At 75.7% G+C, this 13,100-nt stretch carries 8 protein-coding genes and 1 pseudogene; 8 read left to right on the top strand and 1 reads right to left on the bottom strand.

The window, feature by feature from the left end; translation table 11 throughout:
- The first annotated feature begins 164 nt into the window (after window positions 1–164).
- The 8 genes and pseudogenes from ACE7GA_RS10925 (at window position 165) to ACE7GA_RS10960 (ending at window position 11,209) form a co-directional block, all read left to right on the top strand.
- Window positions 165–668, top strand: a complete 504-nt coding sequence (locus tag ACE7GA_RS10925; RefSeq protein ID WP_376099301.1) for a hypothetical protein — start codon at window positions 165–167, stop codon at window positions 666–668.
- On the top strand, window positions 652–1,920 hold the full coding sequence (locus ACE7GA_RS10930; RefSeq protein WP_376099303.1) for an O-antigen ligase family protein: 1,269 nt from the start codon (window positions 652–654) through the stop codon (window positions 1,918–1,920). Before ACE7GA_RS10925 ends, ACE7GA_RS10930 begins: the two co-directional genes overlap by 17 nt.
- On the top strand, window positions 1,913–2,479 hold the full coding sequence (locus ACE7GA_RS10935) for a sugar transferase (RefSeq protein WP_376099305.1): 567 nt from the start codon (window positions 1,913–1,915) through the stop codon (window positions 2,477–2,479). The genes ACE7GA_RS10930 and ACE7GA_RS10935 overlap by 8 nt, the downstream gene beginning before the upstream one ends.
- Before the next feature lie 189 nt (window positions 2,480–2,668).
- Window positions 2,669–3,870: pseudogene (locus tag ACE7GA_RS10940) on the top strand (DegT/DnrJ/EryC1/StrS family aminotransferase).
- 305 nt (window positions 3,871–4,175) lie between these two features.
- Window positions 4,176–5,396 (top strand): glycosyltransferase family 4 protein, encoded by a 1,221-nt coding sequence (locus ACE7GA_RS10945; RefSeq protein WP_376099307.1) that lies wholly within the window; start codon window positions 4,176–4,178, stop codon window positions 5,394–5,396.
- 534 nt (window positions 5,397–5,930) lie between these two features.
- On the top strand, window positions 5,931–8,075 hold the full coding sequence (locus tag ACE7GA_RS10950; RefSeq protein WP_376099310.1) for a glycosyltransferase: 2,145 nt from the start codon (window positions 5,931–5,933) through the stop codon (window positions 8,073–8,075).
- A 720-nt stretch (window positions 8,076–8,795) separates the two neighbouring features.
- Window positions 8,796–10,757, top strand: a complete 1,962-nt coding sequence (locus tag ACE7GA_RS10955) for a polysaccharide biosynthesis protein (RefSeq protein ID WP_376100217.1) — start codon at window positions 8,796–8,798, stop codon at window positions 10,755–10,757.
- 113 nt (window positions 10,758–10,870) lie between these two features.
- On the top strand, window positions 10,871–11,209 hold the full coding sequence (locus tag ACE7GA_RS10960) for an OmpA family protein (protein ID WP_376099312.1): 339 nt from the start codon (window positions 10,871–10,873) through the stop codon (window positions 11,207–11,209).
- A 206-nt stretch (window positions 11,210–11,415) separates the two neighbouring features.
- Here ACE7GA_RS10960 and ACE7GA_RS10965 read toward each other — a convergent pair whose 3' ends face one another.
- Window positions 11,416–13,053, bottom strand: coding sequence for a helicase HerA-like domain-containing protein (locus ACE7GA_RS10965; protein WP_376099314.1), 1,638 nt, complete (start codon window positions 13,051–13,053; stop codon window positions 11,416–11,418).
- Window positions 13,054–13,100 lie beyond the last annotated feature (47 nt).

Consider the following 13,100-nt stretch of genomic DNA (forward strand, 5'->3'; position numbering starts at 1 on the left):
TTCGCGATCTACCTCGCCCTCCTCCGCGCGCCGGAAGCCGCGGAGCTCCTGGCGCGGGAGACCCCGCTGCTGGACTACCTCACCGAGCGCCGGCGGGCCGGCCTGGTCGGGACGCTCCGCACCGCGTTCGGCGCCCCCCGGCCGCCGACCTCGACGATGCGCGGATGTGGCTGGAGCGGAACCTCGCCGTCACCCAGTCGCTCCAGACCATCACGACGACGCTGGCCGTCACGCACCGGGACCGGGACGCCGCGCTCGACATCCTCCGGCGCGTCCACGCCTTCGCCGAGGGGCAGGTCCGCGCGAGCCTCGCCGAGCTCTGGCGCCGCCGCATCGCGGCGCTCGAGGGCCAGCTCTCCGCCGAGCGCGACGTCTTCGTCCGCACGCCGATCTTCGAGATCCTGGCCCAGCACCAGCGCGCTGCCGTCGTGACCTCGGCGGACGAGGCGGTGGCGGCGCGCCTCGTCTCCCCGCCGATGGTCGGCATCTCGCCGGAGGTGCCGAACCGGCCGCTCCTCCTCGTCCTGCTCGCCGCGGCCGCGCCGGCCGCCGCCCTGCTCGGGGCCGCCTGCCTCGTCCTCGTCTTCGGGCCGCCCCGGCCGCGTCCCCGGCGCGCCGGCCGCGGGCCCGAGCCGATCCTCGCCGTGGCCCGTGCGCGGGAGGACTGACGGGGCGGGCGGCCCCCTCCTGGCGCTGGTCGTCCCCAGGCCGACCATCCCGGCGCTCGCCGCGCTCGCCGGCGCCCCGGCGGCCGCGATGCACCTGGCAGGCGCGCTGAAGTCCACGCCGGCCCTGGCGAACCTCTCCTTCGACCTCACCCTCGCCGCCGCGGCGTTGCTGCTGCCGGCGCTGCCGCTGATCCTCGCCGGGCGGGCCTGGCGGGTGGACCGCATCCTCGCCCTCCCGCTCGCCTGCTGCGCGGGCCTCCTCCTCTGGCTCGTCGCCGCGGCGCTGTGGAGCCCGTCGCGCGTGGTCCTCGAGGCGAAGCTGCCGGAGGTCGTGCTCCTCGGCCCCGCGATGCTCGCGGCGGGGCTCCTCACCGGCGCGGACCCAGCGGCGCGGCGGGTGCTGTGCGCCGCGTCCCTTGCCATCGGCGTCTTCGTCGCGGCCTCCGTCGCCCACGGGCTCGCGACCGGCGGGGTGGTCCTCGGCGGCCTGGCCGGGGCCAACCCCGACCTCGTGCGCGTGCAGTACCAGCTCGCCGGCCTCGCGATCGCCGGGGCGGCCGGGCTGGCGGCGGTGCGTGTGGCGGAGGCGCGGGGGCTCCGGCGCCTCCTCCCCGGCGTCCTCGTCGCTGGCCTCGCCGCCGCCGCGCTCCTGCCCGGCGGCCGCGCGGCGCTCCTCGCCCTCGGCGCGACGGTCCTGCTCGCGCCGGCGGCGCTGCACTGGTCCCGCGGCCGGCCTGACTCGGCGGTCGGGTGGGCGGGACTCTGCCTCGCGGGGCTCGCGGTCGCGCTCGGCCTGCTCGCGCTGAACCCGCAGGCCGCGGAGGGGCTGCGCACCCTCGAGCGCTTCACGGGCGAGGGCGTGGCTGCCTCCGCCCGACCGATCCTTTGGGGAGAGGCGCTGCGCTGGGCCGGGGATGCGGCGCCCTGGGGCCTCGGCACCGGCGCCTTCACGATCGCCTCGGGCAGCGGCGAGCGGCGCGGCCTCTACCCCCACAACCACGCCCTCGAAGCCCTGACGGAGGCCGGGCTGCCGGGCCTTCTGCTCTGGCTCGGGGCCTTCGGGGGCGGCGCCGCGGTGCTGCTGGCCCGGATCCGCCACCTGCCCCCGGGCGACGCGGCGCGGCTCGTCGCGCTGGTGCTGCCGGTCGCGATCGGGATCATGGTCTCGACCGACCTCGGCAACCGCATGGCCTGGTTCGCGCTCGGACTGGCGCTGTCGCCGGGCCTCACCGCCGCGCCCCGGCATGGCTGAAGCCGGGAGCTGGTACGCACGCTGGGGAAAGCGGACGCTCGACGTCGTCGGGGCTTCCATCCTGCTGGTCCTGCTCGCGCCCGTCCTCGCCGCGGCGGCGCTCATCCTGCGGGCGGCGGACGGGCCGGGGATCCTCTTCCGGCAGGTCCGCGCCGGGCGGGGCGGCAGCCCCTTCACGCTGCTGAAGCTCCGCACCATGCGGCCCCCGGCCCATGCCGGCGAACCGGATGCCGACCGGCTGACGCCTCTCGGCCGCGCGCTCCGCGCCACGGCGCTCGACGAGGTGCCGCAGCTCGTCAACGTGCTGCGGGGGGAGATGAGCCTCGTCGGGCCGCGCCCGCTACCGGTGGAGTACCTGCCCCTCTACTCCGCGCGGGAGGCGACGCGGCTCCGGTCCGGCCGGGGCTGGCGGGGGCGGCCCAGGCGCGCGGCCGCAATGCCGTTCCTTGGACGGAGCGCCTGGAATGGGACGCGCGATACGCCGAGGGCGTCACGCCCGCTGCCGACCTCCGGGCCGTCCTCGGCTCTCTCCTCGTGGTGCTGCGCGGGGCGGGCGTGAGCGCGGCGGGGCATGCGACGATGCCCCCGTTGCTGCCGGCGGAGCAGCGCGGGTTGCTGTGCCACGGCAGGGGTCGGACCAACGAAAACGTGCGAAGAACCAGAAAATGTTAATCAAAGGTTGAGCGGCCTCTTGCCGGCACACCCATTCGTCAGCACTTTCACGAAGTCGTGAGGATGAGGGCGCCAGATGGCCTTGCGGTTCACCCCTGCGGCCGACCCTGCCGAGACCCGCGTGATTGCCTTCCCCCTCCATCCGGCCGGGGCGCCGCGGCGCGACCGCATCCTCCTCTCGCCGCCCCAGCTGACCGGCGGCGAACTGGCCGCGCTCGGCCAAACGCTCGAGGCGGGCTGGCTCGCCCCGGCCGGCCCCGTCCCCACCCGCTTCGAGGAGGCGATCGCGGAGGCCTGCGGCATCCCGCACGTCGCGGCCGTCGCCTCCGGCACCGCCGCGCTGCACCTGGGCTACCGTGTCCTCGGCCTGGAGCCCGGCGAGGCGGTCTGGACGACGACCTTCACCTTCGTCGCGACGATCGCCCCGGCGGCGCAGATGGGCGCGCAGATCACCTTCCTCGACGTCTCGCCGGATTCCTGGACCCTGGACCCCGACCTGCTGCGGGACGCGCTGGCGCGTGCGGCGCGGGTCGGGAAGCTGCCGCGCGTCGTCGTGCCGGCCGACCTCTACGGCGGCTGCGCCGACCTCGACGCGATCGTCGCGGCCTGCGACCGCTGGGGCGTGCCGGTGCTGAGCGATTCCGCCGAGAGCCTCGGCGCCACGCTCCGCGGCCGTCCCGCGGGATCGGGGCGCGGCTCGCCGCCTTCTCCTTCAACGGGAACAAGATTGTCACGGCCGGCGGCGGCGGGGCGCTCGCCTCATCCGACCCCGGGCTGATCGCCCGCGCGCGGCACCTGGCGTCGCAGGCGAAGGACCCGGCGGCCCACTACCAGCACGAGACCACGGGCTATTCCTACGGGCTCTCCTCCGTCCTCGCGGCCGTCGGGCTGACGCAGGTCGCGGCGCTCGGCATCCGCGTCGCCGCACGGCGGACGGTGTTCGAGCGCTACGTCGCCGGCCTGTCCGACCTGCCCGGCGTGACCTTCATGCCCGAGCCGGCCTGGTGCCGCTCGACCCGCTGGCTGTCCGTCGCGCTCTTCGACCCCGCCCTCGGCCCGGACCGGGAGGCGGTGCGCCGGGCGCTGGACACCGCGGGCATCGAGAGCCGGCCGGTCTGGAAGCCGCTGCACCTCCAGCCCGCCTTCCGCGGCGCGTCGGTCGTCGGCGGCGAGGTCGCGGCCGGCCTGTTCGAACGTGGTCTGTGCCTGCCCTCCGGTGCGATGTCCGGGGCGGAGCAGGCGCGGGTCGTCGAGGCGATCCGGGCGCTCTGGCACTGACGCACGGCGCCGCGCCGCGCCGGGGCGCCGCCGGGCGGCGCGGCGCTGCCGCCCGGGCCGTCGCGTGCTGCACTCTTTTCGGCCCGGCGAAGCGGCAGCGCGTGCCCGGGCCGCCGGTCGCGCCGCCGGTTGGGCCGCCGGTCGGGCGGCCCGGCGGGCCGGGGCAGGCCGTCGCACCGCGGCGGGACCGGCTTGGACGCTGAGGACGCGACGCCGGAGGAGGAGCGGCCGGCCCCGCTCCGCATCCTCTACCTGCACCAGCACTATTCGGGGCCGGGGGCTCCACCGCGACGCGCGCCCACGCCATGGCCGTGGCACTGGCGGCGCGCGGCCACCGGGTCACCCTCGCCTGCGGCCGCTATGCCGGTGCCGAGACGGGGCTGGGCGAGAGGGTGGGCGGTGGCCGCCGGCGCGGCCCGGTGCCCGGCGGCTTCGAGGTGGTCGAATTCCCCATCGCCTACGGCAACGACCAGTCCCTCCCGCGCCGCGCCGCGGCCTTCCTGCGCTACGCCATCGCGGCCACGCACCTCGCGCTGCGGGAGGGGCCGGATGTCGTCCTCGCCTCCTCCACGCCTTTGACGGTGGCGCTGCCGGCGCTGGCGGCGCGCCGCCTGGCGCGGATCCCCTTCGTCTTCGAGATCCGCGACCCCTGGCCGGAACTGCCCCGCGCCCTGTCCGAGGCCTGGCCGGACGGGGCGGTACCGGGCCCGGTGCTGCGGGCGATGGATCGGCTGGCCGACGCGGCATGCCGCCACGCCGCTGCCGTGGTCGCCCTCACCGAGGGCATGGCGGAGACGGCCGTCGCGCATGGCGCTGATCCCGCGCGGGTCCATGTCGTGCCGAACGGGTGCGACCTCGGCCTCTTCGGGCCCCAGATCCCATCTTGGCGGCCGGCGATGGCCCAATCCTGGGAGATGCTCGCGACCTATGCCGGCGCGCATGGCCGCGCGAACGGGCTGGATGCCCTGCTCGACGCCGCCGCCGCGCTGCGGGACCGCGGCGAGCGGCGCGTGCGGATCGTCCTGGTCGGCGAAGGCGGCGAGAAGCCGCGGCTGGTCGTCGAGGCGCGGCGGCGCGGGCTGGAGAACGTCACCTTCCTCGATCCCCTGCCCAAGCCGGCGATCGCGGCCCTGCTGGCGGGGAGCGGCGTCGCCCTGCACTGCCTCGCCCCCATCCCCGGCTTCGCGGAGTGGACGGCGCCCAACAAGCTCATGGACGGGCTGGCCGCGGGCCGTCCCGTCGTGACGAACGTGCCGGGCCGAGCGGCGCGGATCGTGGAGGACGGGCCGTCCGGCATCGCCGTGCCGCCGGGCGATGCGGGCGCGCTCGCTGCGGCGCTCGCGGGCCTGGCTGCCGATCCGGCCCGGCGCGCCGCGATGGGCCGTGCCGCGCGGGCGCAGGCGGTCACGCGGTGGGACCGACGGCTGCAGGCGGCGCGGCTCTGCCGGGTGGTGGAGGGGGTCGCGCGGCCGGCAGCGCGGGACTCCGTGGCCAGCCGGGTCTCCGCCGATGGGCCGAGGGCGTGACGCCGTTGAGGTTGCCGCCCGCTCGGTCCGGCTCGGACACTCGGCCGTATCGAGACTGGAGCAGCGGGCCCGGAGGGCTCGCGGCCCGCAAAGGCAGGCCGCATTGGGGAAGCGTGCGATGAGCCACCCCGGAGGGGGAGACGAGGGACGTCCGGGCGGGGGCCGGGACGGTAAACGGGCGTGCCGTGGCCGCGGCGTCACGGCACCCGCGCCCGGCGCGCCGCCCTGGCCGTGTGGCGACTTTCGGAGGTCCGGCCGGCCATGGCAAAAGGAAGTAGTAAAGGGTGAATCTCCTGACGCAGATCGGATCCGTGAACCGCCGCGGTCGCCACGCCCGCCCCTCTGCCGCCCGCCCCGTGGGCGCGGCAGGACGATGGGCCACGCCCGGCCCGCATGGCCGCAACGCTCGGGCCACGACGGCCCGTCCGGGCGCCCGGGGCCATGTTCGGGGGCATGATCGGGGGCATCGGGCGACCACCCTCCGGCGGACCGTCACGGCGCGCGCCTCCCTCGGGGGATCTCGGCAGATGGCCCATGGACGAAACGAACCCGCGCCTGGGCTGCGGAGCGCCTGACGTGAGCGACGGATCGGCCAAGCCTCCCGGCGCCTCGCCTGCCCCGGCCCTCGCCCCGCCGCTGGTGCTGATGTTGTCCTCGGCGCATCCGCCGGCCGACGTCCGCATCGTCGCGAAGGAAGGAGCCGCGCTGGCCGCCGCGGGTTGGGAGGTCATCCACCTCTGCCCGGAGCCGGAGGATGGCGGCCGCGCGCCGGACAGCGTGCAGGGGGTCAAGATCAGGACCTTCCCCCGCGCCTATGGCTGGGTGGCGCGCTACCGCGGCATCAAGGCGCTCGCGAAGCGGGCGGAGGCGCTGCTGCCGGACGTCGTGCATGCGCACGAGCCGGATTCCTGGCTCGCCGCCATCCGCGTCGCCCGGCGGACCGGCGCCTATGCCGTGCTCGACGTGCACGAGCACTACCCGTCCCGCCTGGACCACCGGGTCTGGCGGCCCTTCCGCGGCCTGGCGCGCTGGGCCATCCGGCGGATGTGCCGGCGCGTGGCGCAGCGTGCGGATGCCGTCATCGTCGCGAAGGACGGGCTGGCCGACGCCTTCCCGCGGGTCTCCGACATCGTGCCGGTGCGGAACTACGCCGCGCCGGTGCCGGTGGAGCCGCGGCAGCACCGGGCCGGGCCGGTGACTCTCGTCCACCTCGGCGCCCTCGGGCACTCCCGGGGCGCGATGGAGATGCTGCGGACGCTGCGCCTGCTGCCGACGGACACGCGGCTGCTGCTCATCGGCCGCTTCACCGACGGGTCGGAGGAGGAGTTCCGCAAGGCGACCGTCACATTCGGCGTCGCCGACCGCATCGAGGGCCATGCCTGGATGCCGCATGACGAGGCGGTGCGGATGGCGGCCGGGCGGGCCGATATCGGCCTCGTGCTCTTCCAGCCGGGGATCGAGAACCACCGCCTCGCGCTGCCGCACAAGCTGTTCGACTGCATGGTCGCCGGCATCCCCGTCATCGTCCCCGCCTTCGCCGAGGAAGTCGCCGAGGTGGTGCGGGAGGCCGGTTGCGGAGTCCTGGTGGACACGACGGACCCGAAGGCGATCGCGGCGGCCGTGAAGGCGCTGTCCGACCCGGCGCTGCGGCAGGAGCTGGGGGAGAACGGGCGCCGCGCCGCTCTCGGACGCTTCTCCTGGAACACCGAGGCGGAGCGGCTGGTCCGGCTCTACCGGGAACTGGTGCCCTTGCCGGGCGGGGTCGGGCAGCCCGCCCAGAAGGGCCCCGCGGCGCGGCCTGCCGGCCAATCCGGGCCGTCGCCAGCCGCCCCTGCCGTGACCCTTGCCCCGGTCGGGTCCGAACCGGCGGTCTTCCCCGCCGTGACCGTCGCCCCGGCGACCGAGCCGGTGGCCGTCGCCAGGCCCGCCGCGGCGGCTCCCCCGTCCCCGCCGGTCGCGGCGCCGGGACCCGAGGCGGTGGCCCTGGCCCGGTCCGGCGGCGAGGCGGCCGCGGCGCGCGCGACCGATCCGGAAATCCTTCGTCCGGCCGCTGTCCTCCCTGCCCCCGAGCCGCCGCCGCCCGGCGCCGCCGAACCGGGCGCCGTACCGGCCACCCTGCCCGACGCATCCGGGCGGGTTGCCGAGAAACAGGTGCGGACGGCGGCGGATCCTGCGGGCGTCGGAGCGCCTGACGTGATTACGCGGCCCCTTCCCGTCGCGGCCGCCGCACCGCCGCCGCCGGCCGGCGCGGTGCAGCGGTCCGCCGCGCCCGGCGCCACAGCACCCGGGGGAGTCCGGCGCCGCCGCCGGCCCGCATGCCGACCGAACCGCCACCGCAGGTGCCGGCCGCCGTTCCGGCCGCGGCGCGGGACATGCCCGCCCTCTTCGCCGCGCTGGAGGCGGCGATGCCGCCGAGGGGGATGGTGCGGCACGCGAACCGCTCGCGCCCGCCCCTGGCATGTTGCCGCACCCCGGCCCGGGGACGGGTCTGGCGGGACCGGCCGCCCTGCCCCGCCCATCCGGCGGCGCTCCGATTCCGCCGGGCGCTGCGGCCGACGCTTTGCCGCCCGCGACCTCTGCGCCGGCGGACCGTTCGCCCGCGTCCGCTTCGCCCGCGTCCGCTGCGCCCGCGTCCTCTTCGGCTGCGGACCACCGGCCCGCGAACCGCTTGCCCGCTGACCGTTCGCCTGAGAACCGGCTACCCGCGCCTGGCCTGCCGGCGGGTCGGGCCACCTCGCCCGCGGGGGCGGCGCCCGCCGGGGTCCCCGCCCTCTTCGCGGCGCTCGAGGCGGCGATGCCGAAGGCGCGGGATGCCGCCCCCGCCGGGGCGCCGACGGAATCCGGCCCCGTGGCCCCCCGTCCCGCCCATGCGCCGCGGCCGGCACCCGTGCCGGGGCTTCCCGCCCCCTCGCGCGGCGCTGGACGCGGCGATGCCGCCGCCCTCCGGCCCGGCCATGCGGTTCGGGGCGCCGTCGCGACCGGAGCCGGCCGTGCCCTCCGCCGCCGGCAGCGCGCCGATCCCCCTGATCTCGGCGCTGGACGCCGCCATGCCGGCGGGCCCTGTGGCGATGCCGGACGTCGCGAAGCCCGACGTCTCGAAGCCGGGGAGGCTGCGTCCGCCGACCCGGCGCCCGCCCCCGTCCGGACGCGCCGCGGTTGCTGGCCGAGGCCAACCTGTCCACTACCGCGAAGCTGCCGGACCGGATCGCCGGCTTCCTGGCGCAGCCGCCCGTCGAGGGCGAGGTCGCCACGACGCCGCCCGGGCGCCTGCGGCTGCTCAACGCGGCGGCGCGGCACGTGCCCTTCGCGCCGCGGCAGCCGGACCGCGACCCCGCGGCCTGGGAGATGCTCCGCGCGGCGGAAGGACCCAAGGGAGCGCCGGCGAAGGACGCGGGGGTGATGGCGCCGCCCCGCATCCTGCTGAACCTGGCGCTGGACCTGGCGCTGGCGGCGGCGGCGCTGCCGGCAGCGCTCGTCCTGTCCGGCGTCGGCGGATCGCCGCCGGCGGCGTGGTGGGTGCCGGCGCTGGCGGCGGCGACGGTCGCGTTCCTGGCGGTGGCGCTGCCCCTGCGGCTGCCGCGGCAATACTGGCGCTATGTCGGGCTGCCGGACTTCCTGCCGCTGATGGGCGCGGCGGGGGCGGCGGCCTTGCTGTTCTGGGCGGTCGCGGCCTCTGGCCTGCTCGGGTGGCAGCCGGCGAACGGGGCCTTCCCGCTGCTGCATGCCGGCGTGCTGACGGCGCTGCTGGGCGGGGCGCGGCTGGCCGGGCGCATCCGCCACGCGCACCGGACGGGGCCCGAGGCCTCCGGCCCGCCGCAGCCGGTGGTGCTGGCGGGGTCGGGGGAGACGGCGGACCTCTTCATCCGCGCGCTGACGGCGCAGCGGGGGCCGGGCTACCGCGTGACGGGGATCCTGGCGCCGCGGGCCCGGGCAACGGGGCGGCGTATCCTCGGCGTGCCGATCCTGGGGGCGGCGGAGGATGCGGGGGCGGTGCTCGACGCGCTGCGGGCGGAGGGGCGGCTGCCCGGGCTGCTGATTCTGACGGACCCCGCCCTGTCCGGCGAGGCGCTGGGCGCGCTGCTCGACGCGGCGGACCGGCACGGCATCCCGGTGCGCCGCGCGCCGCGCGTGACGGAACTGGACCCCGCGGAGGCGCGGCCCGACGGAACCGCGCGGCCGGCCAAGCGGATGGACCTGCGGCCCGTGTCCATCGAGGAACTGCTGGACCGCCCGCAGGTGCCGCTGGATCGGGAAGGCATGGCGCGGCTGGTGCAGGGACGGCGCGTGCTGGTCACCGGCGCTGGCGGCACGATCGGGTCCGAGTTGTCGCGGCAGATCGCGGCGCTGGGGCCGGCGAACCTCGTGCTGCTCGATCACGGGGAATTCGCGCTCTACGAGATCGACCTGGAATTGTCGGAGCGGCATCCCGGCGTTCCCCGCCGTGCCGTGCTGGCCGACATCCGCGACGAGGCGCGGGTGCGGCGGCTGATGGAGGAGGTGCGGCCGGAACTCGTCTTCCACGCCGCGGCGCTGAAGCACGTGCCGATGGTGGAGAACGATCCGTCGGAAGGGCTGCTGACGAACGCGCTGGGCACGCGCGTCGTCGCCGACGCGGCGCGGGCGAACGGGTGCCGGGCGATGGTCTTCATCTCGACGGACAAGGCGGTGAACCCGACCTCCGTCATGGGCGCGACGAAGCGGCTGGCGGAGATGTATTGCCAGGCCTTGGATGTGGCCGCGCGGCAGGGGAGCGTCGCTTCGGGCGCGTCCAACGTGCCGATGCGCTGCGTGACCGTGCGGTTCGGGAACGTGCTGGGCTCCACGGGGTCCGTCGTGCCGCTGTTCCGGCGGCAGCTGGAGCGCGGCGGGCCGCTGACCGTCACGCATCCCGACATGCGCCGCTACTTCATGACGGTGCGGGAGGCGGTGGGGCTGGTGCTGCAGGCCTCCGTCGTCGGGGCGGAGGACCGGGAGGATCAGCCGCCCGAACTGCGGGAGGGCGGGATTTTCGTCCTCGACATGGGCAAGCCGGTGAAGATCGTGGACCTGGCGCGGCGGATGATCCGGCTGGCGGGGCTGCGCCCGGACGAGGATGTGGAGATCCGCTTCACCGGGCTGCGGCCCGGGGAAAAGCTGTTCGAGGAGCTGTTCCACGGGCAGGAGCCGCCGCGGCCCACGCAATACGCCGGGCTGCTGGTGGCGAAGCCGCGGACGTCGGACGCGGCGCTGGTCGGGCGCGCGATCGACGAGATCGCGGCGGCGGCGCGGGGCGGGAACGCGCGGCTGGCGCTGGTGGGGCTGGGGCGGATGGTGCCGGAGTTCGAGCATGCGCCGAATGTGCCGGTGGCGGGGCGGGCGTGAGGATCGGGCGGCGCGGCCTCGCGCTGTCCGCCGCCGCGTCACTGGTTGCCACGGTTCACCGCGCAGGCGCCCGTTCCTCCCTTCCCCTCGCGGCTTCCGGCGTTATCTCGAGGGTGTCTGGTTCATTTCTCCTGTTCTTTTTCGATTGGAACAGCATCGCGCTCAGTGAACGTTCGATGCAGTTCGCAGACGAGGCCGTTCTCATTCTTGCAAACCGGCCCGGGTCGGCCCGTATTGAGATGGCAGGACATTCGGACTTATCGGAGCCGGAGGCAGAAGGCCTGAGTCGACGCCGTGTCGAAGCCGTTGCGGCGGCCATCTCCGCTCGTGGGGTATCCAGAAGCCGTTTGCGCCTCGTCGCGTTCGGGGCGACGCGCCCGCTTGTACCGACCGGAGTGGGCATACCGGAGCCGCAGAACCGCCGAGTCGAGTTGGTCCATCGGTGGGATTAAGGCGTCCTCGCGTTCCACTTGGACACACATCGTTCGAGGCGCAGCCTGATCGCCATTTTACGGCGTTCTCGGTCTGCATACAGACCACGAAGATTGGAAGCAGCACGATGCTTCCTGCGACACTCGACCCAATGGCCGTGCGGTCGTGAGAGGCGGGCAAGACGGGCCGCAAAGTCGCCGGCGCCCGCGGTCAGAAAGAACGCGATCTACCTTCGCCTGATCGCCCCCAACACCCCGCGCAGCACCGCCGTCCCCAACTGCCGCCCGACGGAACTCCCCATGCTCCGCGCCGCCGACTTGGCCAGCGCGTCCAGCGCGCCGTCGCGGCGGCCGTCGCCGGTCAGGACGCTCCCCAGCACGTCGCCCCAGGGGCTCGATGGCTCGGGCGCCGGGCCGGACCAGGGGCCGCCGGACCGGGCGCGGCCGGTCTGCGGCACGCGGGCGGTGTCCGGGCGGCGGTAGGAACCGGATTCCGGCGCCGGCCGCGGCGGGCGGGCCAGGCCGCCCCAGGGGTCGTTCGCGCGGACGGGGGCCGGCGTGCCCTGCCACGGCCCGCTCGCCGGCGCGGCGGTCGCGCGGCCGACCAGCATTTCGTAGGCGCTCTCGCGGTCCACCGCCTCGTCGTACTGGCCCGCGATCGGGCTGCGACGCATCACCTCCGCCCGCTCCTCCGGCGTCAGTGGCCCGATGCGGCCGCGCGGCGGGACGATCTTCGCGCGCTCCACCATGCTCGGCGTGCCGTCGGCTTGCAGGGTGGAGACGAGCGCCTCGCCGACGCCGAGCGCCGTGATCGCCTCCGACACGTTCACGCGGGGGTTGGGGCGGAAGGTGTCGGCGGCGGCGCGTACCGCCTTCTGCTCCGCGGGCGTGAACGCGCGCAGCGCGTGCTGCACGCGGTTGCCCAGTTGCCCCAGCACCGGCGCCGGCAGGTCCAGCGGGTTCTGCGTCACGAAGTACACGCCGACGCCCTTGGAGCGGATGAGGCGCACCACCTGCTCCACCTTCTGCACCAGCACGCGCGGTGCGTCGTTGAACAGCAGGTGCGCCTCGTCGAAGAAGAAGACGAGCTTCGGCTTGTCGAGGTCGCCGGCCTCCGGCAGTTCCTCGAACAGTTCGGAGAGGAGATAGAGCAGGAAGGTGGCGTAGAGCCTTGGCGAATGGATCAGCTTGTCCGCGGCCAGGATGTTGACGGCCCCGCGCCCGTCCGGCGTGACGAGCATCAGGTCCTGCAGGGACAAGGCGGGTTCGCCGAAGAAGCTCTCTGCGCCCTCCTGCTCCAGCAGCAGGAGCTTTCGATGGATCGTGCCGATCGTCGCCTTGCCGACCTGGCCGTACTCCTCCCGCAGGTCGCCCGCGCGCTCGCCGACATGGTTCAGGATGGCGCGGAGGTCCTTGAAGTCCAGCAGCAGCAGGCCCTCGTCGTCGGCCAGCTTGAAGGCGATGTTCAGCACGCCCTCCTGCGTCTCGTTCAGCTCGAGCATGCGGGACAGCAGCAGCGGCCCCATCTCCGCGACCGTCGTGCGGAGGGGGTGGCCCCCTTCCCCGAAGACGTCCCAGAAGACAACCGGCACGGCCTCGTAGGCGTAGTCGGGGACGCCGATGGCGCGGGCGCGTTCCTCCATCTTCGGGTTGGGCTTGCCGGGCACGGCCATGCCGGAGAGGTCGCCCTTGATGTCCGCGGCGAAGACGGGGACGCCGGCGCGGGAGAAGCCTTCCGCCAGCGATTGCAGCGTGACCGTCTTGCCCGTGCCGGTCGCGCCGGCGATCAGGCCGTGTCGGTTGGCGCGGGAGAGCAGCAATTCGCAGGGCCGATCCCCCCCGCCGATCAGGATGTCCGCCGCCATGGCCCCTCACACTCCGCAGATGCGGAACGGTATAGGGGATCGGACCG

It is taken from the genome of Roseomonas sp. CCTCC AB2023176 (genome assembly GCF_042259275.1).
Taxonomy (GTDB): Bacteria; Pseudomonadota; Alphaproteobacteria; order Acetobacterales; family Acetobacteraceae; genus Roseomonas.